This is a genomic window from Pelagovum pacificum (assembly GCF_016134045.1).
GTDB lineage: Bacteria > Pseudomonadota > Alphaproteobacteria > Rhodobacterales > Rhodobacteraceae > Oceanicola > Oceanicola pacificus_A.
This window is the reverse complement of the sequence record NZ_CP065915.1, coordinates 2,703,501-2,727,500: the sequence shown is the minus strand read 5'-3', so window position 1 is coordinate 2,727,500 and position 24,000 is coordinate 2,703,501. Positions and strand designations below refer to the sequence as shown.

Genomic DNA, 24,000 nt, shown 5'->3' with positions numbered 1-24,000 from the left:
TGACGCCTGCCCGGTGCCGGAAGGTTAAAAGGAGAGGTGCAAGCCTTGAATTGAAGCCCCGGTAAACGGCGGCCGTAACTATAACGGTCCTAAGGTAGCGAAATTCCTTGTCGGGTAAGTTCCGACCTGCACGAATGGCGTAACGACTTCCCCGCTGTCTCCAACGTCGACTCAGCGAAATTGAATTGCCTGTCAAGATGCAGGCTTCCCGCGGTTAGACGGAAAGACCCCGTGCACCTTTACTACAACTTCACACTGGCATCAGGCCAAGCATGTGCAGGATAGGTGGTAGGCTTTGAAGCAGTGACGCCAGTCGCTGTGGAGCCATCCTTGAGATACCACCCTTGCTTTGCTTGATGTCTAACCGCGGACCGTTATCCGGTTCCGGGACCCTGTGTGGTGGGTAGTTTGACTGGGGCGGTCGCCTCCCAAACAGTAACGGAGGCGCGCGAAGGTTGGCTCAGAGCGGTCGGAAATCGCTCGTTGAGTGCAATGGCAGAAGCCAGCCTGACTGCAAGACTGACAAGTCGAGCAGAGTCGAAAGACGGCCATAGTGATCCGGTGGTCCCGAGTGGAAGGGCCATCGCTCAACGGATAAAAGGTACGCCGGGGATAACAGGCTGATGGTGCCCAAGAGTCCATATCGACGGCACCGTTTGGCACCTCGATGTCGGCTCATCTCATCCTGGGGCTGAAGCACGTCCCAAGGGTACGGCTGTTCGCCGTTTAAAGAGGTACGTGAGCTGGGTTTAGAACGTCGTGAGACAGTTCGGTCCCTATCTGCCGTGGGTGTAGGATACTTGAGAGAAGTTGCCCCTAGTACGAGAGGACCGGGGTGAACGATCCACTGGTGGACCAGTTGTCGTGCCAACGGCAGTGCTGGGTAGCTATGATCGGAAAGGATAACCGCTGAAGGCATCTAAGCGGGAAGCCCCCCTCAAAACAAGGTATCCCTGAGGACCGTAGTAGACCACTACGTCGATAGGCCGGAGATGTAAGCGCTGTGAGGCGTTCAGTTGACCGGTACTAATTGTCCGATAGGCTTGATTTGATCCAGTAGAAGCAAGGCAGCCCGAGGGCACTTGCTGCTGGACAGAAGTCACACCTCATTGACTTGGATATCTGATGACCACGGCGAGCGCCAAAGGCGCTCGCCCGTGTTCCTTTCTCGGTTTGGTGGTAATAGCACGAGCAAAACACCTGGCTCCATTCCGAACCCAGCCGTTAAGTGCCGTAGCGCTGATGGTACTGCGTCCTAAGACGTGGGAGAGTAAGTCACCGCCAAACCTAGTAAGGAACACTCTGATCTCTCGTACGATGATCAGCACAAATTGGCGCGGGATGGAGCAGTCCGGTAGCTCGTCAGGCTCATAACCTGAAGGTCGTAGGTTCAAATCCTACTCCCGCAACCAACTTCCTTCGCGTTATCAAACGCTTGAGCGCCGCCCTCCGGGGCGGCGTTTGCGTTTGAGGAGCCCCTGGAAGCACTTTGGAAGCAAGAGGGGCCGAAGTCCTTCATATCGCTTCGTAAACCGGTGCCAGCGATGACCGTTGCGCCCGGTGTCGCTCAATCATTGTCCTTACTTCGATGGACCATCAGCCTGTTCCCTTGCCGAGGGCGATAATGCCGCTCAGCTCCTCATCCTGCGCCACAAATTCTTGCTCCCTTGCCTCCTGGTAGCAGATCCACCGGAAGCCGCCGTTCTCCACGCGGTTGAAGACGTAGAAGCTGGTTTCTTGGGGCTGCTGGGGCGCTCCAAGCCGGAAGAACGGGAGAGCCCGGCACATCGTGCGGCTATTCTGTCCCCAGAAAGCGAGAGCGCCAGTCTTCACCTGCCTATCGACTTCAACCTGCCTTACTTCGAATGTCGGGTCACTTCCTGCTAGCAGATCGACCTTGTACCGTAAGCCCGTATCCGTCACCTCGGCCATCCCGGGTCGGACGAGCTGAACGGCGCGTAGCAATGACGCAGTCGCCTCGTAAAGGTCACGGACCTGCTGCTGCAGCTCGCGGTCTAGGCGCTCGGCATCGCTCGCCTTCAGATGCCCACCGTGGCCTTTCCAGCTATTGCGGAAGCGCCGTGCCACATCCAGAGGTTCGGTGGCTTTGCCGAGGCCGCCAAGTGTGCTCGCAACCTGCACAAGCTCAGGACCGCCGGTCTCGATGGCGATCGCCCTCAACTCCTTATCGCTCGTAATCCGGGCCGTATCCTTTAGGCTCGCCCCGGCTAAGCCGATCCAGAAGCCGAAATCAGCTCGCTCGATGCCGGCGCTACCAGCTGGGTGGAGCCATTTTGCAAGCACGTCTGGCCAGTCCTGCCGCAGGGCCTTGACGTGGCTAGCACCGATAGCGGCGAGGTAGACAGCGAACATCTCAAAGAAGTGAAGCAGCGTCTCGAGACGTTCCTTGGAAACCGTTGAGACTTGGTAGCGCCGGTATATCGTGGCGAGCGGGTATGGGAGCTCGCGCCACCAGTCGGCAATCCGGCGTTCAATGTCGAGTACCGCTTTTAGTGCGTCAACCCGCTCAGCCACATCGGTAAGACCGGCCCAGTCCTGCTCCAGGGTCGCTTGCATGTCGCGGAAGGCAGCCTGCAGCAGACCAATATCGCTACCGACGCGCGCGATCCGCTCCTGTGTAGCGAGATCGGGAACCGCAAGCTCAAGAGACAGAAGCGCATCAATGCTGACGCGCTGGATTGTAGCCCCGCTCGCGACCCCGCTCCGGAGATGCCGACCGTATGGGCTGTTCAACAGCTGGGCGAGAAAGCGTGGGTTTGCCTGCTTGGCGTTGATTATGAGGCGATAGACCGACCGCGGCTTGACCGTTTGCTCTTCCAGATCAGCCGTGACGCGGCTACCGGCGTATTCCGGTATGAACAGCAGCGCGGTGCCTTGAAAATCATCCGGCAGCGGCCGGTCAGCGCGCTCCACCCGTTCGTCGGCAAGCATAGAGCGGATCGTCCTCAGCTCGTGCCGTCCGCGTGGCGTCAACTTGCGTATCAGACGCTCGTGCTCAAGATCCATGAAGCTGCGTTGGTCATCCGTAGAGAGCCAGGCCCAGACTGCTCCCGGCTTTCGGACCGGCCCTGTTTTCAGAGCGGCGACGATTGGACCCACGTCTTCCGGTCCTCGAAGCGCCCCAACCAGCTTTCTTTCCTGCTCTAGGCGGCTGAATACAATGAGCGTGCCCTCAATATTGGTGCCCGCCGCAAGCGCGCCTGGCGCCAAGTCAATCACAGCGGCAACATGCAGCCCATTCTTCGCCAGCGCTGGAAAGGTCGAGCGCGCTTCTCTGCTGGCGAGAACTCCCCGGGCTGTAATCCAGCAAAGAAGTCCGTCGTCGGAAAGGGTTGGCGCTAGGGCTGAAACTACCTCACTTCCAAAGCCGTCACCGCCATTGCTCCTCAAACCTATCGGGGGAGCGCAGATGATGGTGTCGAACTGCGCTTTGGCAGCTGGCACAGGGATGCCGACTGAAACGGAGGCCGATGTATCTGCCAAAAGAACATTGAGCACATCTGCGAACTGTGCATCACGCGAAAACACCGATATCTCTGAACCGTCGGTGGCCGTAAGTTCTGCAACCCTTAGCCTGTCGTCGGCCGTGTATTCCAGAACCCGCGATGCCTTCTCACTAGAGGCAAGTGAGCAAACGAAAAAGGCAAGTGCTTCCTCGAGCGCGCTATCTGCGCTACCAAAATTGTGACCTGCATACTTGCGCACGACAGTGAGCGACTCGGGGAGATCCAGCCCCGCCTCCCGAGCATGACTCGCAATCTCGACAGGATTGACGATGCGGCCCGAAACGCGGGCTGTATCGATCAAGGCGCGGAGCTTTCTTTGTGCAGCCTCATGGTTCACGTCGTCCCCCATTGTCTTTTTTCTAGCGAGCTTGGCCAAGCACAAGCTATTCTAGCAGTGACTTGATCGAATGCGCCGTTTCTCTCAACTTCGATGAATCAAGTCCACTTTCAGGGTCTTCCGTTGAAGTGAACAGCGTCTCTCCTTCAACAAATCCGTTCTTCGTGTACCACTCGGACTTCCATTCCCAGCCACGCCGATAGTCGGGTCGGCTCAGCATGCCGAGATGCTCCCACACAATGAGGTCGCCGTCGGGTGTTATAAACGAAAAGTCTGGGCGCAGGCGTCCGGGTGCCACTGTGCCATCGCAGACCCGCTCGTACTCGTATTGGATATCCATCTGGTAGAGCATGTTGGCGATGACTAGTTCGGACTTCGATCGAACAAGATGGCCCTTCTCTGTTCGATGGATGAGGTGCTCGGCGAACGGCACACTGTCATCCGCGACGCGGATCACACCTTGAAAGATATTGGTGTTCCTGCGGGCCGTCTCGGATTGTTCTGGGCGCGATAGGTCAAACAGGACCGTGGCGTTGTCTCCCTCGATAAGGAGCACGAGTTGTTCTCTTGAACGGGTGAGGGCAGTGTAGACAAGTTCCCGTGACAGCATGCGGCAGTTCTTCGGGAGGACCACAAAGACCTTCCTGAACTCGCTACCCTGCGATTTATGGACGGTGAGCGCGTAGGCTAACTCCAGTGGGCCCGTGCCACTTGGGAAATCCCGCTTGCTGTAGCCAAAGCGAAGACCGGGCCGACCGGCGAAAACAATGTTCATCCACCCATTTTTTCCAGGTGCAGCTAGGCCGACCTCTCCATTTGCTAGGTGATACTCTTCTTGTACTTCCCCGTCGAAGGCTTTGCGCCTCTGGTTCGATGTCTGAATGACCTTGTCCTTGAGCACGATGCGCTCGTCGCCAAGGCTCAACCCCCACGGATTCGCAGCAGTGTTGAGTTCTTTCGCGCGGAACTGGCGTTGAATCCAGCGGTTGATGTCATTAACGCCATGTGGGTGCATCCGGACCGGCGAAAGGATCTGCCATCGCTCGGCGCCTTCGGGGGCGTCGAAGGGAACCCAGCCGCGTTCATCAAGGCCGAGGGCCTTGTCAAAGCCCGCTACGTCGCTCACGTCCCGAAGCGCGAGGTGACGCTGGAATGAAATGCCGAGTCGCTCACGCAGCTCCTCAGGCGTTTTCCAGAAGGCTATTTCTAGGTCGTTGAATTTTTCGCCGAGCTCAAGGTCGCTAAGCACTCGGTCCGCATCGACAGGCTGAGGCTCTCGAGTAAACCATGATGCCAAGCGCAGTGCATCCGAAGCAACTGCATCGGCGGAGGCTCGTACCTCTACTGAAAGGCGCGCAAGTGCGTGGCCTAACGCGGAACCATCCCCACCCTCGCCCCGGGAATCGGCAGTCTCAAGGTACGCGACGAGATCAGCGAACGGACGACCGACCCCGATCGGTGGAAGCTGATTGGGATCACCTACGAGGATAAGACGCTGCACGTGCGCGAGGTCGAGTGCCTCTAGGATCGCAACGAGATCATCCATCGTCAGCATGGAACACTCGTCGATGACAATAGTCTTTTCCTTGCGGTACTTTTCCTTTCCATCAAACTTTGGCCGCTGGCGAGCTCCATCGTAACGACCGAGGCGGTAGAGAAACTGGGCCACAGTCATCGCTTCGGCGTTTGTCGCCTTTCCAAGTCGAACTCGCGCTTTGCCTGTTGGCGCGAGGAGGAGGATGCCATCCTTTGCGAGCGCGTCGCACAACATGAGTGCGCCCATGACCGACGTTTTTCCCGTGCCTGCTCGGCCAACGAGAACGCTTAGGCGTCGTGAGAGCAAACGTTGAAGTGCAAGTGCTTGCTCCTCGATGGCTTGCACGTGGCGCTCGTTGTTCCGATCGAAGTGGCCGGCTGCCTCGGAGATGGCGGTGACCAGCAACCTTTCCCAATCCTCCTCAATCGTCGCCGCGGGCTTGCCTGCCCGCCTTCCAAGGATCGAGCGTAGTCGGCCTTCACGACCATTCAGCTCTGTGAGTTGAAGCGCCGCGGTGACATCGGTCCCTGTTCCAACAACGTCAACCAACTCCACCACCCCGCTGAGCGCGGCGCGATGCGCACCCGGCCAGTCGCTACCGATCACGCAAGGATGCGCGAGGTCCAACTTGCCGGCGCGCTGAAGCGCCTCGGAAACACTAAGGAGCGCGTCGCCCTCTTCAGATGCGTGGCGGAGCACTTCGACGATGGCGGCCCGTAGCCGGCGGGCATCGTTTGGCGAGGCGACTGCGGACGGCACGGGCACAGGATGCTTTGCCGCTATCGTCGAGTCGGGGAGCAATCCTCGATCGATCAGCCCAGTCGAGACGGGCGAGTCGTCCCAGTCACCAAGATCTGTCTCGCAAATCCGATATGGGTTGGCGAGGATCTCGGCGTCAGTAATCTTCGCAGCCGTCCCCTTGGCACGCTTCTGAGGATCGAACCATCTTGCGGCCTGCGAAGACGTCATTGAGAAGCGCGAGAGCAACTTGAGTAGCGCGCGGCGCTCATCCGAGAGACCGATCCATTCATCACGCTTCGCTTTCAGGTCCTCAGCGTAGGCGGCCTGCGGCGGCTTCATTTCCCCTCTTAGAATGGCGTCGACGATGGGCCACGGATCTGAATCGGCCTTCACGATCCCTGAGGACAGAAGCTCCAGCGCGAGAGCCGTCCCTAGGCGCATCCCGAGTGCCTCGAGCGCCGGCCCGAGGCCAGGGAACGGTCCACGATCCCACCACGCCTTTGCAATTTGTTCGTTCAGCCATTCTTCGCGGCGTTCCCACGGCCCTTTCGCTATTCCATGCTCGCGGATCTTCCGCACCGCCTCGAGGCATCGAACGAGCGTTGAGAGCGCGATGTCCGGTGGCGCCAGTTCAGCTGCATAGGAGAACACCCGGACGTGGGCAGGGTCCGCAGGCACCGCGATCTCCCGCAGCAACTGCTCGCGCCGCGCGTCCTCCGCCGAATCCCCGGTTGGCTCAAGATATTCGTGATACGGTAAAAGGAAGCCGTCAGTTCCATCCGGACGAATCGAGTGGCGGATCAGCAGATCCCACATCAGGTGGGTGGGCTTCTTCTCGCCGACTTCATAGCCATTTGGCGGTGCGAGCGTCGTGATTTGCCCAACACCCATTACTAGTCGCGAAATCGTGTCGCCGAGCGGCTGACCTTCCTTGCAGTAAAAGAAAACCAAGGAGCGATCAGGCGTAAGCCGACTCGAGAACAGGTTGAGGATTGCCTCTTGCCGCGCACGTCCGAATACCCACGGGCTCGCGAAAGGTGACTTCTCATCGGCTGGAAGTGGCGTCGGAAGCCGCTGGTCAATGCCAGACTGCTCACTCCGGAGCATCCAAGCGAACGGAACCACGAAGGTCGCATAGGGTGGCACCTTCACCGCCGTCGGCTTGAGGTGACCATGGGTCTCGGCGGCCTTCTTAATCCCAGCATACGGGTGAACAAAGCGCCGCGTCCATTCCTCGTCGTTCATGAAGGCGCCTGACTCTGCCTGGCAAGGAGGCAACTCGTCAGGTGAAAGGGTACTCCACGGCTCTGAGGCAATTCTGTCCTCGCGGACGTCGTCTCGCTGTTCTCGGATTCGATCAAGCGCGGTGCAGAAGGAATTGCACGATGGCTGGCGACAGACGGTCCCGTTCCAACGGGCATCGTGCCAGGCGACGCGCGCCGTTAGGTGAAACATCGCTGCCATACTTGTCCGCCCTTTCGTTAGTCAAAGATGTTCGTGCTGTCGCCGTAGATGTGCTGACGGCAATATACTTGTCCTTTTGTGTTCGCTCGCGTCCCGCGAGATAGACCAAGTACTTGCTAATCGCTGTGCGTGCCCTTTTCGCGAGAGGGAGAAGGCGCTTATGGGGCAGGGAGTCTGTGTAGTCCGGCTTGTTGGGAGCTGGAGATTCTTGGCGCTGGCGTGCTGGGTCATCGTGATCCTCGCCGCGCTTAAGTCCGCCTCGGTACAGCGGCCCTTCTCGCCGAGAAAATCGTCATGGCTCATGATTAGCCTCCTGCTTTACCTGCCATGAATCTCTCGAACGTATCCTGTGGGGGCTCTTCCTCGAGTTCGACTGCTTCCCAGCGGAACGGCGCTCGGTCGGGATAGATGAGCAAGGAGATGGTCATCATCTCATTGCTGGGCGAAAACACGGTCATCTCGTGGACGGGTTCATTCCCCAGCCAAACGCCCGGTTCGTGACGCTCACCATAGCGGCCGGTGTCCCCGTCCACTTCACGGGCGGCCAGTGACCCTGGAGGAAGCTCAATCACGGTCTGCCGCGCGGCGTAGAAGATCCCGGACCTGAGCAGGGGCTGGCTCGACCAGGCCCAGTCGATGAAACCCTCCTTACCGACGACGATCATGGCGCGCTTGTCGGTGATGGTCATCCATTTCAGGGTCGCCGCGGTCAGCGACACGGCATAGCGGTCGGCCAACTCGGTCATCACGTCGATGTCGATCGCGCGTCCCTTGATCTGCGCGCGGAAATCGTCGAGCGGCATCAGGAGATAGGAGGCGAAGGTGTTCGCTTCCGCCTCGATCCTGTTCCGAGCACCATCCCAATCGGCCATGTTCCGGTTGGTGCATTGGAGCCCGCCGGGATGATCCTGCCGATGCAGGAGGTAGTGGCCCAGCTCGTGGGCCAGTGTGAAGTTGCGCCGCCCGGCGGACCGGATGGACCCGTTGTAGATGATGCCCCATTCGCCAGAGCCATCCGGGCGCGGCATGAGCATGCCCTCGACGCCCTTGGACAGATTTAGGCCGCCGACCATCGAGATCGGCGCATCTGGAAAGACCTGCCGCGAGAAATCCTGCGCCAACGCCGCCACGTCCACCGGGAACCGCGGCAGGCCGTGTGCTGCCATATGCAGCGACAGGATCTGCGTCAGGCGGATGGCCCAACCCTGCGGCGTCGTGGGCAAGCTCAATCCTTCTTCCCCCACATGTCGATCATCTGCTGTATCTTCTCCTGATCCTCCGGCTTGAGCTTGCTGAACTTTCGGAAGAACGCCTCTCTCAGAACCTCGTCACCGGGTTCCGCCGTGTCGTCGAGCAGATAGTCAGTGGTGACCTCCAGGGCCTGGGCGATGCGGGTCAGCTTTTCGCCGGAGGGCTTGCGGATGTCGCGGTTCTCCAGTTCCCAGATGTAGCTCTTGCTCGAGTCGGTGAGCTCGGCGAGCTTGTCGAGCGAATATCCCTTCTCCTGGCGGTGGCGCTTGATCTTGGCGCCGAGGGACGTGGCCGTGCATCCACGCTAGTTGCATCGCTTTCATCGAACGACCTTAGTGGCGAAGAGAAAAATTCTCTCATTCAGGACTTTTGCCGCGATCATACAAACGCCGCTGAGGACAACCGTTGGCCAAAAATTCGATCGCTTCAAGAACGGGTGGACGAAATTTGCGAGAACATGATTTCTGTACTGGATCGTGATTCACTACTCGATCTAGATCAGAAGCTGAGGCGCGAGAGAGACAGACTGGAAGCGTTGTTCAAGAAAATTCGAACTATAGAATTCGATGGACTTGAGCCAAGGATGATTTCCGTACCAGCTGTTCCACGGCGTGCATCAAGCCCGTGGGATCGGGTTGAACGCGTCAACACTGCCGTTGATGTTGGGCAAAAGATCAATTCAGTAATCTCATACGTTGCGCGACTGCTTACTGTGGGGGGCTAACCTCTTCGCCTCCCTGAAATTCTTCCTTGACTGGCCGGCGGAAAATCGCGCTGCCGAACTACTGGTGGCCAAGCACGAGGAGATCGACGGGGATCACTACGAGTATCTCGCCCCCGCGGCGGAGGCCCTGTCAGAGCGTCATCCGCGGGCCGCGACGCTGGTGCTCCGCGCGATGGCCGACTTCACGCTCACCAGGTCGCGGGCGAAGCGGTACCGCTATGCCGCCGAGCACCTGGTCTCCTGCGCCCGGCTCGCAGGCGACATCCCGGACTTCGGCGCGTTCGAGACGCACGACGCCTACGTCGCCCGGCTGAAGGAGGCACATGGCAGGAAGTTTGGCTTCTGGTCGCAAACCGCCGCCTGATGGTCGTGCTATCGGAAAATCAGGTCTCGGCCCCTTGGAAGCATTGTGGAAGCACAAGGCCGAAAAACGCTGCGCAATCCCGACAGATCGTGCGAAGTGGAGCCTCGGCTCCGGGATCGGCAAGTGTCGGAAATTGCGCAAGAACTCGCGGTTCCGAGCGATTGTTCATGGTTCGTTCGGCACGACTCATAACCTGAAGGTCGTAGGTTTAAATCCTACTCCCGCAACCAATTTTACCGAACAGGCCGCCGACGAAAGTCGCGCGGCCTTTCTGCTGGGCGGAAAACTCAAAAATTTCAGGGGTTTGCCACGAATCTCCAGCGGATGGAGTTGTGCAGCGCCGCTCAGGAGGCGACCTCCGTGTTAACCAGCGTCTGGAACTCGTCAGCTGCCGCGCCGCCACGGCCTCGTCCGTGAGCGCCCCCACAAAATCCGAGGCATGAGACTGGCCAAGGGCGGGCGAGTCTGCTGACAACCCGACGGGGGCGGACCCGGACGCGCTTCTCAAACGAACGGGAAGCTTCGTCGCTTCGAGATCGCCGTGCCAAGCGGTCACAGCACCATCTCCTCGAAGCACCGTCCCGCCGAAAGGCGCGCCCGACCTCGACGGCTCTGACGCCCGTCGCTCCCCCTGATTTCCTGGCCAATTCCGCTACGACAGTTGAAACGCGGCCCCGTCGGCCTAACGTAATAAGGGAAACCGACGCAGATACAGCTCGCCGGGGTCGCATCTCCCGTAACAGGACTTTTCCGATGTCCGCGAGCGGACAGGACGCGCGCTCGTCCTCGGGAATCTGCCTGATGAAAGGACATTCAATGACCGACAAGAACCCGGACAAGGGCTACGTTGCCCTGCTTGGCTGGAGCCTGAACGCCATCGACGCCGTCGACCGCTTCGATCGCAGGTATGTCGTCGTCGCGCCGCCGTGGGCCGAGGATTATTGTACCCAGAACGACATCCCATTTGTGCCATGGGACTTCGACCGGCTCAACGAACGCTCGCACGAGCTGGCGCATCAGCTCGATGACATGGGCGTCGACGTGGCGATCCCGATCTTCGAGGAAACCGTCGAATGGGCCGGGGCAGTCAACGCCGTCCTGATGAAGAACCCGCGCCTGCTGGGTCAATCTATGCTGTTCAGGGACAAGTCGCTCATGAAGCGCCGCGCACAGTTGGGCGGCATCCGCGTTGGTGTCTTCGAGGAGGCGCACGACCGGGGCGACGTGATCCGTTTCCTCAAGCGGGTGAACCAGACGCTGTTGAAGCTCGACGGTGACCCGAACGACCCGATCCACTTCAAGGCCTTCGACAAGTCCGGCACCGCCGGTCACCGGGTGATCCGCACGCCCGAAGACGTCGACAACATTCCCGACGAGGAATTCCCCGCGCTGCTCGAAAGTCACCTCGACGGCTGGGAATTCGCGGTCGAGGCATGGATCAAGGACGGCAAGATCCAGTTCCTCAACATCTCCGAATACGTGACGCTCGGCTACTCCGTCTTTGTGCCTGCCACGCCCGAGCTCGAGGCGCACCGCGAGCGGATCACGGAGGAGATCGAGAAGCTGATCGAGGTCTTCGACATCGACTTCGGATTCATCCACCCGGAATACTTCCTGACGAGCGACAACAAGCTCTACTTCGGCGAGGTCGCCTATCGTCCGCCGGGCTTCAACGCGCTGGAGCTCATCGAGCGCGCCTATGGCTTCAACGGCTATCAGGGCCTCGTGCTGGCTTTCGATCCCAAGACCACGCAGGAGGAGCTCGACGCCTTCTTCCCGACAGAGGTGGTCGATGCGAAGGGTCACGCCGGTTGCTTCGGCGTCTATCCGCGCCGCCGCGTGGTGAGCCGGCTGGAGGTGCCCGAGGAAACGGCCAATCACCCCTATTTCGAGTTTCACGAGCTGGCGGACCCGCGCGAGCAGAAGGTCGCAAAACGGTCGGCCTTCGGCACCCACTGGGGGCTCGCCTATTTCTTCGGTGACAATGCCCACGACTTGCGGGACCTTCTGAAGAGACAGGAAGATCTGGATTACTACGTCTGATGAATGTGAGGCATGGCACCCCAGCGGAGGAGCAGGCCGGGGGTGATGCGTCCACGCTGACGCGTCTTTCCGGCACGCTCGATGTGGCTATTGACCGGCTGGAGCAAGCCCGTCCCTTTGCCAAGTCGCGCTATCAGCGCCCGGTCCTCGACGTTCTGGGCCGTATCATCGCGCAGCCCGGCGGGCTGGGCGTGGTGCGCCAACGCGCGGCGCGGATGGATGCCGCTGGGCTGTTCCGCGGCTCCGACTGGGATCGCCCGGAAGTGCTCATGCCGCAGCTCGTCGGGGGCACGCTGGTTGCCGAAGACCCGGCGTTTCAGGCGCTGGAGGTGGCAAGCCTCGGTCGGTTCCTTGCCGTCGCGGATGGCGAGGAACGGCACGAGAACCTGCACCAAGAGGGCGCGCGGCATTTCCTGACGCAGGTGCTGGCGCTGAACCTGAAGGATCTGTTCGGCGTGCCGGACGAGGCAGCGCGGACGCTCGGCGGCCGTCAGGACCTCAAGCGTCGGGTGCTGGCGCATATCGCGGATCATATCGGCCTGAACGATGTGCTCAGCGTACTCGTCTCCGAGATCTGGCGACTGCTGGAACAACGCTCGATCCAGGTCGGCGTTGTAAAGGACATGATTGCGCAGATCGCCGTCGCCCTGAACGAGAAGGGCACCGAACCCGGCAGCACGAGGCTCGGCGCCGAACGGCTGGTCAGTGCCCTGTTCGGGCCGACCACCGCATCGCGGGACGATCCGGGCCTCGCCGTCTACCTCGAACGCATTTCGGTCGCCGACGAGACCGGGCTGTCGCGTGAGGCGATGGGCTTCGCCCGTGCGATGCACGACACCGGCCTTGTCTCCGACTACCACGCGGCGTTCCTGACGTGGGCGCTGGAACATGACGACCGTCCCCTGATCCCCGAGGCCCTGGGCCTTGGCACCACCGGCCTCGACTGCTGGCGGCACTACCGGGGGCTGATCGAGAAGCTGGTGCGCAGCGCCGTCTCGCTCGCGACGCCGCAGGCGGTCTACGGGCTTGCCATGATGCTTGAACGGGGGGTGCTTCATCACGAACCGATGTTGCCCGCGCTGGAACGGCAATTGTCCCTGCAACTGCGCGGCGCGGCGCGGGAGCGGATCGCGCTCGGCTTCGGGCCTACCGTGACGCCAGAGACCCATCTTGTTGCCGGAGTCCTTCAGGTCCTCGGCCAGCCGCTTGGCGTAGGGCAGGGGGCCAATCCGACCTGCCAGTCGGCCCGCGCGATCGCGATGTGGGCGCTGAACGATCCCGATTACCTGCTGCATCTCATCACGCAGGTGGCCGAGTTCGATACGCTCCAGATGCAGTTCGAAGGGACGCCCATCAATTCCGCCGACCTGCCGGTCGGGCTGGCTGGTGCGGGGCCGATCGACGCCGACACGGTGTCGGTTCTGCTCGTTTCGCACCTCGACCGGATTTATGCCGAGATGGGCCGCCTCTGTGCCGGACGCACCGGGGATCCGCACACGTGGATCAACCCGCAGTTCCACGGCTGGTGGGTGTCACGCGATTGCGCCGTCGCCGTGGACGTGGAGACGGGCAAGCTGGCGTCCTACGAGCAATTCCTCCGCCGCTTCTTCGCCGCCTATCATCCGCGCTACAACGGGGGGCGGCCGCTGGGCCATCCACAACCGGCCGGCATCGCCGTGACCGACGCGCAGCAGAGGTTCGTCGGCTGGCACGCCATCGCCATCCTTCGGGTGGCCGAGGACCAGTCGGGGCGGATGCGCGTCTATTTCTACAATCCCAACAACGACAGCGGGCAGGACTGGGGCAACGACGTGGTCGTCTCGACCTCCGGTTACGGCGAGCGCTACGGCGAGGGCTCCCTCGAGTTCGAGGCGTTCCTCTCCCGCGTCTACCTCTTCCACGACGAGCCGCTCAGAAGCGAGTTCGGACAGGGGATTCCGGACGAGCTGATCGCGGCCGCCTACGAGCAGGCCATCGCCAGCTGGGCCGCCGACCGCAAGCCGGAGGATGCCTGAGAGGTTGGCTAAAGCCAAACGTGGCAATGGCTGCCGTCGGCATCCAGATCAGAAAACTGCAATTCTCCGCCTAGAGGAGTGCCGCCTGATCGGTTGCAGATCAGAAAAGTACAAGCCGAGACGGCGGTTCGCCAAGGAAGACGTGGCGAAGACGGTCTAATTGTTCCTCGTAGCGATGAAGTCGGTCTGCGCGATGTGGCGCAATCGAAGGGACACTCCGCAACTTGCGTGACCCGAGCATCGCGCCCCATTCCCCCGGCCTCAGACCCGGCACTGCGCGGTCGCGACGCTCATCAGGTCATCCGCACCTTGCAGAGCACGGCGTCATGGTCGGACAGCGGCATCCCCTCGGCAGAGATCGAGGACAGGATCGCCCGGTCGAGCGCCACCAAACCGCGCCCTGCGAACCAGTCTAGCTTCATCACCCGCTCCGTGTGCGGGCTGATGAGGCTGGCGCGGGTCGTCGGGCCATCGACGGTGAAGTCCCAGGAATAACCCCGCGCTTCGGCTAGCGGGAAGAGCGCCTCCGCCCGCCAGTCATAGTCGGGCGGGACGTGGTTGCCGGTGTTGAGATCGCCGCCGATCAGCACCGGCAGACCGGGCGCAAATGCGTCGATCCCGTCGAGCAGGATCTCTACCTGCTGCCCCCGGTGCTCCGAGCCGGCGTTGCTTTCGAGGTGGGTGGACACCACGCAAAGCGGGCCGCCCGCGGTCTCCACCACTGCCGCAAGCGCCATGCGCCCCCCTAGGCGCGGCTGTTCGGGATCGGCACCGGCCTCCGCCGAGAACCAGTGTCCGTGATCGTCGAGCCGGATCATCGTGACGCGCGAGAAGGGCACCTTCGACAGGATCGCATTGCCGTGCCAGCCGATCGCGTTGAAGTCGTCGTCGCAATACGGCCGCTCGGTCGGACCGCCGAGGTCCATCTCGTAGAACTCGACCCCGTAGGCGTAGGCCATGCCCGTGGCATCGGCCATCGCGGCCGTCGTGTGCCGCTGCTTGGTGCGGGCCATGCCGTGGTCCATCTCGGACAGCAGCACGATGTCGGGCATGTGTCCGGATAGGTGCGCGGCGCTGTCCTCCGGGAAGATGCATCGCTCGAGGTTCCAGGCTACGACAGTCGGCGTCGCGGGGAGCATCGTCGCAGTCGGTGTGCCGCCCGTCTGAACCATCCGCATCGCCGGGACCTCGGCCAGCAGCGCGCGGTGCGCCTCGGCGGTGCGGGGCGCCGACAGCAGCCGGTCGCGCTCGGCCGGCGTCACCTCGGGCAGAGCATCGGCGACGGTGATGTCCGAGAGGCTGTGCCGGGGCAGCAGACCGCTCACAGCCGCACCCCGGTCTGGGGGTCGAACAGGGCGAGCGCCTCGCCCGGCAAGGTGATCGGGTGGACACCGGCCTCGATTGGGGATTCCTTCAGAACGTGGGCGGTGAAGGGCTGACCGGAGACCTTGCCGTGGAGCAACCGGTGGGCGCCGAGCTCCTCGACGAGCGCTATGTCGAAGGTCGTCTCACCCTCGCCGATGCGCACGTCCTCGGGCCGGATACCGAGCGTGATCTGTCCCGTGCGGCTCGACGGCGCGGCCATCACCGCGGTCCCATCGGCGAGACGCACAGCGCCGCTTTCGAACTGCGCCTCGATCAGGTTCATCGGCGGCGCGCCCATGAAGCTCGCCACGAAGACGGAGGCGGGGCTGTGGTAGATCTCCGCCGGGGTGCCGATCTGCTCGATCACGCCGCCGTTCAGCACGATGATCCGGTCGGCCATCGTCATCGCCTCGACCTGGTCGTGGGTGACGTAGATCGAGGTCACCCCGAGCCGACGCTGCAGCGCCTTGATTTCGATCCGCATCTGGTTGCGCAGCTTGGCGTCGAGGTTGGACAGGGGCTCGTCGAACAGGAACAGCGACGGGTCGCGCACGATCGCACGGCCCATGGCGACCCGCTGACGCTGACCGCCCGACAATTGCGAGGGCTTGCGGTCGAGGTAGTCGCCGAGGTTCAGCATCCGCGCGGCCTCATCGACTTTGGCCGCGATCTCGGTCTTCGCGATGCCACGGTTCTGCAGCCCGTAGGCGATGTTCCGGCGCACGGTCATGTGCGGGTAAAGCGCGTAGTTCTGGAACACCATCGCGATGTCCCGGTCGGCGGGATCGACGGTGTTGACCACGCGGTCACCGATCTTGAGCGTCCCCTCGGTGATCTCCTCAAGCCCCGCGATCATGCGCAGCAGCGTGGATTTCCCGCAGCCCGACGGGCCGACGAGGACGAGGAACTCGCCGTCCTCGATCTCGAACGTGGTCGGCTGAACGGCTTCGAATCCGTTCGGGTAGGTCTTGCGGACGCGATCCAGAGTGACTCGTGCCATTGCTGTTTTCCTTGTTCCTGCACGGCCGCCAAGCGACCGGCGGGTGTCATTTGTCGGATTCGGTGAGGCCCTTCACGAACCACCGCTGGAAGAAGACGACGACCAGAACCGGCGGCAGGACCGCGAAGACGGCCAACAGGTTCGAGCGTCCGTATTCGGGGATGTGCCCGCCCTCGAGGCCCTGGGTGATCTGCTTGATCCCCTGGACGAGGGTGAACTTCCCCTCCTGGGTCGAGACCATGGTCGGCCAGAGGTACTGGTTCCAGCCGTAGACGAACATGATGATGAACATCGCCGCGATCATGGTCCGCGACAGCGGGACGAGGATGTCGATGAAGAACTTCACCGGCCCCGCGCCGTCGATCTTGGCAGCCTCCACCAGCTCCTCCGGCACGGACATGAAGAACTGCCGGAAGAAGAAGGTCGCGGTGGCAGAGGCGATCAGCGGCACGATCAGCCCGGTCCACGTGTTCAGCAGGCCGAGCTTCTGCGTGATCTCGTAGGAGGGCACGATCCTCACCTCGAGCGGCAGCAGAAGCGTCGTGAAGATCAGCCAGAAAGCGAGCGTCGCGAAGCGCAGCCGGAAATATACGATCGCGTAGGCTGCCATCATCGAGATGATGATCTTGCCGACCGCGAAGCCAAGGCCGAGGATCATCGAGTTGCGGAACATGTTGAGGCCCGTCGTCTCGCCAGAGAAGCTCATGCTTTCGAACAGTGCCTTGTCGAGGTTCGGCCAGAATCGGTCGCCGAAGGACAGAGACGGTCCGGTGCGGGCGAGCTCGGCGTCGGGGACGGTGCTCATCTGGATGAGCATCAGCAGCGGCGCGATCATGAAGAGCGCCCCGGCGATGAGTACGAGGTGATTGACCAGCGTCCCCCAGCGGAACGGCTGGCGGTGACGCGGGGCGCGGTCCTCGAGCGTTGAAGCCTTGGCCTGGTCGGGAGTCTGGGTGGTCACGGTCATCTCGTCGCCTCAGGTGTAATGGATGCGGCGTTCGACGAGCCGGAACTGGAAGATGGTCAGCGCCAGCACGAGCACCATCAGAACCACCGACTGCGCCGAGGAGCCGCCGATGTCCTGCCCGCGGAAGCCGTCGAGATAGACCTGGTAGACAAGCGTCACCGGCTGGTTGCCGGGATTGTTGCGCAAGATCGTGTCGATCATCCCGAAGGTTTCGAACAGCGCGTAGGTGATGTTGATGATGAGCAGGAAGAACCCGGTCGGGGCCAGCAGCGGGAAGGTGACCGTCCAGAACCGTGAGATGCCGGAGCGGTTATCGATCAGGGCCGCCTCGCGCACCGCGCGCGGGATCGACTGGAGGCCCGACAGGAAGAAGATGAAGTTGACCGGGATCTGCTTCCAGACGCTCGCCACGATCATCGCGAAGGCCGTGTCGAAATAGTCGAGCCGCACCCGCATCTGCCAGCCGAACTGGGCGAAGAACTCGGTCAGGGGCCCCCACCTCTGGTTGAACATGATGAGCGCGATGAATCCGGCGACCGGCGGGGCGACGGCGTAGACCCACATCAGCAACGTCCGGTAGGTCTTCGCGCCGCGCAGCACCGCGTCGGCCTTGACCGCCAGCAGGAGCGCGACGGCCAGCGAGAAGAAGGTCACAAGCACGGAAAACCACACCGTGAACCACGCGTTCTTCATGTATTGAGAGCTCTCCCAGAGCCGCTTGTAATTCTCCAGCCCGACGAAGGTCTCGCCGAAGCCGAACGGGTCCTCGAGGAAGAAGGACGACCGCAGCGCCTGCCACGCGGGCCAGTAGAAGAAGATGCAGATGATCGACAGCTGCGGGATCAGCAGCAGGATCGGTAGCCAGGGATTGTCGAAGCCGGCGCGTTTCATGGGGTCAGTCCTGCAACGGAGCACGGCGGCCACCCGAAGGCAGCCGCCGCTGGTCTGTGGTCGAAAGGCTTAGTTGGTCGTCTGCGCGAAGCGGCCGAGCAGCTCGTTGCCTTCGCTCTCGATCGTCGCCAGGGCGTCCTCGATCGAGGTCTCGCCGTTCAGGAAGCGCGACAGTTCGCGGTTCTCGACGTCGCGGATTTGGACGTAGAAGCCCATGCGGTAGCCGGCGGTGTTCTCGCCCGATTGCAGCATCAGCTGCTTGATGCCCGTCTCGGCGGCCGGGTTCTCATCGTAGTGTCCGTCTTCCTGCGCCATCTCATAGGCGGCTTCCGTGATCGGAACATAGCCCGTCTCACGGTGCCACATGTACTGGACCTCGGGGGAGGTCAGGTACTCGAAGAACGCGGCCGCGGCGGCGTTTTCCTCGTCCGGGTGACCGGACATGGCGAACAGCGAGGCGCCGCCGATGAAGGTCTGGTAGCCCTCGTCGGTGATGCTCTCCCAGTAGGGCAGGTAGGTGGAGGCCCACTCGAACGGCAGGTCCATCGAAGACAGCCCGCCGAAGTCGCCGGAGGAGCCGATGTACATCGCGGCTGCGCCGTCGTTGAACTGGGCCTGGTTGTCGTCCCAGGAGGTGCCGTAGAAGCCGAACAGGTCGGCGTCGAGCCATTCCTTCACCTTGGTGAAGTGCATGGCCATCTCGTCCGAGTTGATCAGGATCTCGGTGCCTTCGGCGCCGTCGTAGCCGTTGTTGTTGGTCGCGAACGGCAGGTTGTGGCGCGAGTGGAAGTTCTCGACGAATTCCCACGGCAGGTGCGTCTGGACGAGCGGGATGTAACCGGCCTCCAGCAGGGCAGGGGCGATTTCCTCGAACTCCTCGTAGGTCGCGGGCACTTCGACACCCGCTTCGGCCAGGGCGTCTTCGTTGTAGTAGAGCACCGGCGAGGAGGAGTTGAAGGGCATGCCGATCATCTTGCCGTCGCTGTCGGCGTAGAAATAGCGCACGCCGGCGATGTAGTCCTCGATGTTGAAGTCGACGCCGTTCTGTTCCAGCAGGTCCTGAACCGGGATGGTGGCGCCCTGCGCGCCGATCACGGTCGCGGCGCCGGCGTCGAAGACCTGTACGATGTTGGGCTGCTCGCCTGCACGGAAGGCGGCGATCGCACCGGTCAGAGTTTCCTCGTAGGAGCCCTTGAACACCGGGGTGATCGTGTACTCGTCCTGGCTTTCGTTGAAGCCTTCGGCGATCTCGTTGACCACCTCGCCGAGCTGGCCGCCCATGCCGTGCCACCAGGTGATTTCGGTCTGGGCAGAAGCCGCACCGGCCACCAGGCCGAGCGAAGCGATCGCCGTCGTGATCAGGATGTTCTTCATGTCGTCTCTCCGGTCCCGGACGCGTCCCCCGCGTCCGTTGAACAGCAAAATTCGGGAAGGCGGGTCGGGCCCCCATTCCGGTCCATGCGCAGCAAGTGCACACGCGGTCACTTACGGCGGACGCATGACAGGCCGGTGACGGTCCGGGCGGAAATTCGAAGGCGGGGAGGGAAAGGGCTTCAGCCCTCCCTCGTTGCGTCTCGGAGGGATCAATAGCCGCCGATCGGGCAATCTCAGCCCATGTTTTGACCATCGCTGCGGCTTTGCCGGCCTATCTCGCCAACATCGCTCGCTCCACTTTCGCCAATAGCTGAAAAACGCGGCGTTTGAGGTGGAGGTGCCTGCCTTGTCCGGCGACGGACTTGCCAATCAACTTCAAATAGGTCTAGTCCTATATACCACTAGAACTGCGGAGGTTGATCGTGAGTGACTTTGAGAGCTTTGTTTCACAGGCCGAAAGCCTGTCGGAACTGGTGGCAACGGAGTCGCCGAACCAGGCTGACCGCACCCGCAGGATTCTCTCGATGGAAGAGGTCTACGCGCTTCGCCAGATCGTTCTGACGGGGTCGGGTGACTCGCATATTGCGGGAATGGCTGTTGCGCCGGTGCTGCGTGGGCTGACCGGCGTGCCGACAATGGCGATGCCGGCGATGGAAGCCGCGCGCTACCTAGACGGCTCGCTCTCGGCGGGACGTGGCAGCGCGCGCGGGACTCTCGTGATCGGCATCAGCAGCTCGGGCGAGGCGACCCGCCTTGTCGAGGCGATCCGCCGCCTTCGTGCGGCCGGGGCGCTGACGCTGGGCGTGACGGCGAACGCCGAGAGCCGGCTCGGGCAGGCGGCCGAACGGCAGCTCGACATCTCGATCCCGTCCGCGCCGCCGGCGCCGGGCACGCGAAGCTACCTGGCCTCGCTGCTTGGGGTGCTGCATCTCGCAATCCGGATTGCGGAGATGCGGCTCGCCATCACGATGGACGTCGCCGAGGCGATGCGGGCACGGCTCACGGCGACCTCTGACGATCTTGCTTCAGCTTTCCAAGCGGCCTCCAAGGTGTGCGATGCCGCCCCGATCGACTGGACGGCAGTGCAGAGCGCAGATGTGCTCGGCAGCGGGCCGCTGTTTGCCTCGGCGAGCTACGGCGCGGCCAAGTTGGTGGAGGCCGCAGGCCTCCACGCCGTCGCGCAGGACGCCGAAGAATTTCACCACCTCAACTACTTCACCGACCAGCCGACATCGGTGCCAGCGATCCTCTACGCATCGGCCGCAGGCAATGCGGCGAGCCGCAAGACGGAGCTTTTGAACGCTTTGGCGCAGCTTGGCCGGCCGACCCTCGTGATCGCGGACGACGACGCCTTCGCAGGCACCGGCACGCTTATCAAGGTACCCCAGGTGCCCGAATATGCTGCGCCGATCCTTCACGCAGCGCCCGCCGCCCTGATCGCCGCGCACGCCGCCAAGGTGCGGGGCGTCACGCATTACCGCGGGCACACCGGGCCATGGGCCGGGGCGCAGGGCGCCGGGCTCGTTCGCAACAGCAAGATCATCGAGGAGCCTTTCGACCAATGCTGAGCAACCACCCGCTCGAAACCGACAGATGCGGTCTCTTCGATGTGACAGAGATAGCCGAAAAGGCGCTGGCCGACAGCGGCGTGACCGACGGGATGCTCCTTGTGTCCGTGCCGCACTCGACGGCAGCGGTGACGGTCGTGTCGCCGTGGGATCCGCTCGGACTCGACGACGTGCATGACGAGATTTGCCGCCTTGTGCCGACGCGCATCGACTTCAAGCACCAGCACGACACGCCGCAGGACGCGGCAGGCCACGTGAAGGCGTCGATCGTCGGCCATTCCGCCACTTTTTTCGTTGATGGCGGCAAGATCGGGCTCGGCCATTCGCAACGCATCTATTTCTGGGAATTCGACGGGCCGCGCAAACGGAACGTCCAGGTGAAGGTCATCGGTTCATGAAGGGCAAACTGAACCCCGCAGTCCGCAAAGTCTGGGACAGCTACGATTACAACAAGAACGTCCCCCTCGAGGGGCTTGAGATCGAAGGTCGCCCGGCACTCACCGGGATCGATCCGTCGAAGGTCGGCGATTACGTCTTCCTCTTCGTGCGCGATCCGCTCTGCGCCTATGACGAGGACCCGGCGACAGAATTGTCGGAGCGCCTCGAAGATCCGGTCCTCGCCGGTCAGACGGGCATGTTCACGAGCTGGACCGGCACCTACAAGGGCGCGCGGATCACTGCCGTCAGCGGTGGCAGCGGCTCCCCCGAAGCCGAGCTCGCGATGTTCGAGTACCTCCAGAATACCGATGCGACGACGTACTTCCGGGTCGGCGGATCAGGCGGGACACATGACGACGTGCGGCCCGGTGACCTTGTCATCGCAAAGGGTATCGTCCGCGACGATGGTCTGTCGGCCGCCTATGTCGGCCCCGGCTGGCCGGCGGTCTGCGACCCCGAGGTGGTGATGGCGCTGGCCGAGGCCGCGCGCACGCTCGGCCATCCCTATCACGTCGGGCTGACCCGCTCCGCCGACAGCGACATCGTGTCGGGCGGGCGCCCGTCGGTCGGTGGCTTCATGCGGCCCGATCACGCGCAGGTGGTGGACGAGTTCCGCCGCACCGGTGTGCTGAACGGTGACCGCGAAGCATCGGCGATCGTGACGATGGCGACATTGTTCGGACGTCGCGGCGGGTCGATCTGCTCGGTCGCCGACAACATCGCCACGGGCGAGAAATTCACCGCGGGCGCGGGTCACAAGGCCGCCGTCGACGTCGCGCTCGAAGGCGTCGCGCTGTTGGCGCGTATGGACCGTGCTGCGGCCGCAGCTGGCGCCGACCGCTGGCTGCCCAGCATGGGACTTGTCGACTGATTTCACGGCTACCGACCTGCTTGAACGCATGGGGAGGGGCGGTCGCCGTGACAGGGGCCGCCCCTTCGTCGTGCCAGCCGCACATATTTTGAGCGGTCGCCGGGATGAGAGCGGAGAGAATGCAGGAGTTTGTTGCGGGACCACGTTTTCGCTGTAAGGTATATAAGACTAGACCTCTGGTCGACTAGGCCAAAAACAAGTTCTTCAGGGAGAACGCCAATGACCAAATCACTCAGAACCCAACTGGCCGGAGCGGTCGCGATCTGCGCGCTCCTGCCACTTGCCGCGCATGCCGAGACGCTCGTCGTCTTCGGGCCGAGCAGCTGGGATACCTTCGCTCCGGGCGCCCCGGAAGAAGTCGTGCAGGAGGTGACGGACGAGCTCGACGCGCGCTTCATGGAAGCCCATCCGGAGGTGACGGAGATCACTCACGACAGTCGCGGCACGATTGCGGACGGGCTCGCCCGGCTGCGCAACGCGCAGCTCGCCGGGGACCAGGTCGACGTGGTGGTCTGCGCCGCCAACCCGGTGAACACGTCCTACGCGCGGCTCGGTCTGATCGATCCGGTCGGCGACGTGGTCGAGGGTATGGGTGATGTCTTCACCGAGGGGTCGGTGGAGAATTTCACCATCGACGGTACCGTCTGGGGCGTGCCCATTTCGGCCGTCAACCTGACCACCTTCTTCTACAACAAGGAGGTTTTCGACGCTGCCGGCATCGAGGAGCCGACCACTTACGAGGAGTTCGTCGCCGCCGTTCCCGCGCTGGAAGAGCAGGGCGTCATCCCCGTCGTCCACCAAGGCAAGAACGCCTGGATGTGGCCGCTCTATTACATGTCTTCACTTGCCCAGACGACCGGCAACGACCAGCTCGGCCAGGTGGAATCCGTGCTTGCCGGGGAGGGCAGCTTCACCGATCCCGAAAGCCTCGAGGCGCTCCAGCTGACGTGGGGCTGGGTCGAGGACGGCCTGCTCGATCCGCAGTCGAACGAGTTGGACGAGAACCAGATGAAGTCGGTCTTCTACTCCGGTCGCGCGGCCGCCTACTTCGGCGGATCCTGGGACGTTCCGGCGGTCGAGGTCAACGCACCGTTCGAGTGGGGGGTCTTCAAGTTCCCGAAGTACGAGGATCAGCCGGGTGAGCCGGTGGCCTTCGGCGGCGCGGAAAGCGGTCTCTGCATTTCTTCGACCTCTCCGAACAAGGAACTGGCGGCCGCCTATATCGAGTTCGCGGCGTCTGACGATCAGTTGGGCCTGCTGCTCGACCCGCTGACGCCGCTCGCGACATCCCACGTCGCGATGGAAGGCGCGTCCGATCCGATCGCCGAGGATCTGCGGAGCTACCTGCCCGCCGACAAGTTCCTCGACTGGGTCTGGCCGCGTGAGCTGACGACGACGATCCAGAACGAGGTCCAGTCCATGATGGGCGGTACCATCACTCCGGAGGAGGCCGCCGAGAACATGCAGGCCAAGTTCGACGAGATGGTCGAGGCCGGCTGGCCGGAAGAATAACGGCCGGGCGA

At 62.4% G+C, this 24,000-nt stretch carries 16 protein-coding genes, 1 tRNA gene and 2 rRNA genes (1 of these 19 cut by a window edge); 10 read left to right on the top strand and 9 right to left on the bottom strand.

Going from position 1 to position 24,000, the window contains the following annotated elements; all coding sequences use genetic code 11:
* The 3 genes from I8N54_RS13340 to I8N54_RS13330 all read left to right on the top strand — a co-directional run.
* Nucleotides 1-1,051, top strand: a 23S ribosomal RNA gene (locus tag I8N54_RS13340) (it extends 1,782 nt beyond the left edge of the window).
* 121 nt (nucleotides 1,052-1,172) lie between these two features.
* Nucleotides 1,173-1,287, top strand: a 5S ribosomal RNA gene (gene rrf / locus I8N54_RS13335).
* Nucleotides 1,288-1,335: 48 nt separating this feature from the next.
* Nucleotides 1,336-1,412, top strand: a tRNA-Met gene (locus I8N54_RS13330).
* A gap of 184 nt (nucleotides 1,413-1,596) precedes the next feature.
* Here I8N54_RS13330 and I8N54_RS13325 read toward each other — a convergent pair.
* The 4 genes from I8N54_RS13325 to I8N54_RS20365 all read right to left on the bottom strand — a co-directional run bounded on the left by I8N54_RS13325 (nucleotide 1,597) and on the right by I8N54_RS20365 (nucleotide 9,128).
* A complete protein-coding gene (locus I8N54_RS13325) occupies nucleotides 1,597-3,903 on the bottom strand; it encodes a restriction endonuclease subunit S domain-containing protein (protein ID WP_232790396.1) in 2,307 nt (768 codons plus the stop codon).
* 7 nt (nucleotides 3,904-3,910) lie between these two features.
* Nucleotides 3,911-7,387 carry an AAA family ATPase gene (locus tag I8N54_RS13320; protein ID WP_197097672.1) on the bottom strand — a complete coding sequence of 1,159 codons (3,477 nt, stop codon included), beginning with the start codon at nucleotides 7,385-7,387 and terminating at the stop codon, nucleotides 3,911-3,913.
* Between the two features lie 524 nt (nucleotides 7,388-7,911).
* Nucleotides 7,912-8,829, bottom strand: coding sequence for an ImmA/IrrE family metallo-endopeptidase (locus I8N54_RS13315; RefSeq protein ID WP_140197323.1), 918 nt, complete (start codon nucleotides 8,827-8,829; stop codon nucleotides 7,912-7,914).
* 2 nt (nucleotides 8,830-8,831) lie between these two features.
* Nucleotides 8,832-9,128, bottom strand: a complete 297-nt coding sequence (locus I8N54_RS20365) for a helix-turn-helix domain-containing protein (protein WP_140197354.1) — start codon at nucleotides 9,126-9,128, stop codon at nucleotides 8,832-8,834.
* Between the two features lie 424 nt (nucleotides 9,129-9,552).
* Between I8N54_RS20365 and I8N54_RS13305 the strand changes: the two genes are divergently transcribed.
* The 3 genes from I8N54_RS13305 to I8N54_RS13295 all read left to right on the top strand — a co-directional run bounded on the left by I8N54_RS13305 (nucleotide 9,553) and on the right by I8N54_RS13295 (nucleotide 14,003).
* Nucleotides 9,553-9,945 carry a DUF6880 family protein gene (locus I8N54_RS13305; RefSeq protein WP_331459748.1) on the top strand — a complete coding sequence of 131 codons (393 nt, stop codon included), beginning with the start codon at nucleotides 9,553-9,555 and terminating at the stop codon, nucleotides 9,943-9,945.
* Nucleotides 9,946-10,761: 816 nt separating this feature from the next.
* Entirely contained in the window at nucleotides 10,762-11,988 is a 1,227-nt protein-coding gene (locus I8N54_RS13300) for an ATP-grasp domain-containing protein (RefSeq protein WP_140197322.1), read from the top strand.
* Entirely contained in the window at nucleotides 11,988-14,003 is a 2,016-nt protein-coding gene (locus tag I8N54_RS13295) for a hypothetical protein (RefSeq protein ID WP_140197321.1), read from the top strand. The genes I8N54_RS13300 and I8N54_RS13295 overlap by 1 nt, the downstream gene beginning before the upstream one ends.
* 293 nt (nucleotides 14,004-14,296) lie before the next feature.
* Here I8N54_RS13295 and I8N54_RS13290 read toward each other — a convergent pair whose 3' ends face one another.
* From I8N54_RS13290 to I8N54_RS13270, 5 genes are all read right to left on the bottom strand, one after another.
* Nucleotides 14,297-15,328, bottom strand: a complete 1,032-nt coding sequence (locus I8N54_RS13290; protein WP_231592760.1) for an endonuclease/exonuclease/phosphatase family protein — start codon at nucleotides 15,326-15,328, stop codon at nucleotides 14,297-14,299.
* Entirely contained in the window at nucleotides 15,325-16,368 is a 1,044-nt protein-coding gene (ugpC, locus tag I8N54_RS13285) for a sn-glycerol-3-phosphate ABC transporter ATP-binding protein UgpC (RefSeq protein ID WP_140197320.1), read from the bottom strand. Before ugpC ends, I8N54_RS13290 begins: the two co-directional genes overlap by 4 nt.
* Before the next feature lie 46 nt (nucleotides 16,369-16,414).
* Complete coding sequence (locus I8N54_RS13280; protein ID WP_140197319.1) at nucleotides 16,415-17,335, bottom strand: ABC transporter permease subunit; 921 nt, start codon at nucleotides 17,333-17,335, stop codon at nucleotides 16,415-16,417.
* A 9-nt stretch (nucleotides 17,336-17,344) separates the two neighbouring features.
* Complete coding sequence (locus I8N54_RS13275; RefSeq protein ID WP_140197318.1) at nucleotides 17,345-18,226, bottom strand: ABC transporter permease subunit; 882 nt, start codon at nucleotides 18,224-18,226, stop codon at nucleotides 17,345-17,347.
* Between the two features lie 69 nt (nucleotides 18,227-18,295).
* Nucleotides 18,296-19,600: an extracellular solute-binding protein gene (locus tag I8N54_RS13270; RefSeq protein ID WP_140197317.1), complete on the bottom strand. Its 1,305-nt coding sequence runs from the start codon at nucleotides 19,598-19,600 to the stop codon at nucleotides 18,296-18,298.
* A gap of 422 nt (nucleotides 19,601-20,022) precedes the next feature.
* Here I8N54_RS13270 and I8N54_RS13265 point away from each other — a divergent pair, with 422 nt between their 5' ends.
* From I8N54_RS13265 to I8N54_RS13250, 4 genes are all read left to right on the top strand, one after another.
* Nucleotides 20,023-21,168, top strand: a complete 1,146-nt coding sequence (locus tag I8N54_RS13265) for an SIS domain-containing protein (protein WP_140197316.1) — start codon at nucleotides 20,023-20,025, stop codon at nucleotides 21,166-21,168.
* Nucleotides 21,162-21,566: a secondary thiamine-phosphate synthase enzyme YjbQ gene (locus I8N54_RS13260; protein WP_140197315.1), complete on the top strand. Its 405-nt coding sequence runs from the start codon at nucleotides 21,162-21,164 to the stop codon at nucleotides 21,564-21,566. The genes I8N54_RS13265 and I8N54_RS13260 overlap by 7 nt, the downstream gene beginning before the upstream one ends.
* On the top strand, nucleotides 21,563-22,477 hold the full coding sequence (locus tag I8N54_RS13255; protein ID WP_140197314.1) for a nucleoside phosphorylase: 915 nt from the start codon (nucleotides 21,563-21,565) through the stop codon (nucleotides 22,475-22,477). Before I8N54_RS13260 ends, I8N54_RS13255 begins: the two co-directional genes overlap by 4 nt.
* A 219-nt stretch (nucleotides 22,478-22,696) precedes the next feature.
* Complete coding sequence (locus I8N54_RS13250; RefSeq protein ID WP_140197313.1) at nucleotides 22,697-23,989, top strand: ABC transporter substrate-binding protein; 1,293 nt, start codon at nucleotides 22,697-22,699, stop codon at nucleotides 23,987-23,989.
* Nucleotides 23,990-24,000 lie beyond the last annotated feature (11 nt).

Coding starts and splice junctions, on each gene's coding strand:
- I8N54_RS13320 (WP_197097672.1), bottom strand. CDS start 7,387: ATGAACGACGAGGAATGGACGCGGCGCTTTGTTCACCCGTATGCTGGG.
- I8N54_RS13255 (WP_140197314.1), top strand. CDS start 21,563: ATGAAGGGCAAACTGAACCCCGCAGTCCGCAAAGTCTGGGACAGCTAC.
- I8N54_RS13250 (WP_140197313.1), top strand. CDS start 22,697: ATGACCAAATCACTCAGAACCCAACTGGCCGGAGCGGTCGCGATCTGC.
- I8N54_RS13300 (WP_140197322.1), top strand. CDS start 10,762: ATGACCGACAAGAACCCGGACAAGGGCTACGTTGCCCTGCTTGGCTGG.
- I8N54_RS13295 (WP_140197321.1), top strand. CDS start 11,988: ATGAATGTGAGGCATGGCACCCCAGCGGAGGAGCAGGCCGGGGGTGAT.
- ugpC (WP_140197320.1), bottom strand. CDS start 16,368: ATGGCACGAGTCACTCTGGATCGCGTCCGCAAGACCTACCCGAACGGA.
- I8N54_RS13275 (WP_140197318.1), bottom strand. CDS start 18,226: ATGAAACGCGCCGGCTTCGACAATCCCTGGCTACCGATCCTGCTGCTG.
- I8N54_RS13260 (WP_140197315.1), top strand. CDS start 21,162: ATGCTGAGCAACCACCCGCTCGAAACCGACAGATGCGGTCTCTTCGAT.
- I8N54_RS13270 (WP_140197317.1), bottom strand. CDS start 19,600: ATGAAGAACATCCTGATCACGACGGCGATCGCTTCGCTCGGCCTGGTG.
- I8N54_RS13280 (WP_140197319.1), bottom strand. CDS start 17,335: ATGACCGTGACCACCCAGACTCCCGACCAGGCCAAGGCTTCAACGCTC.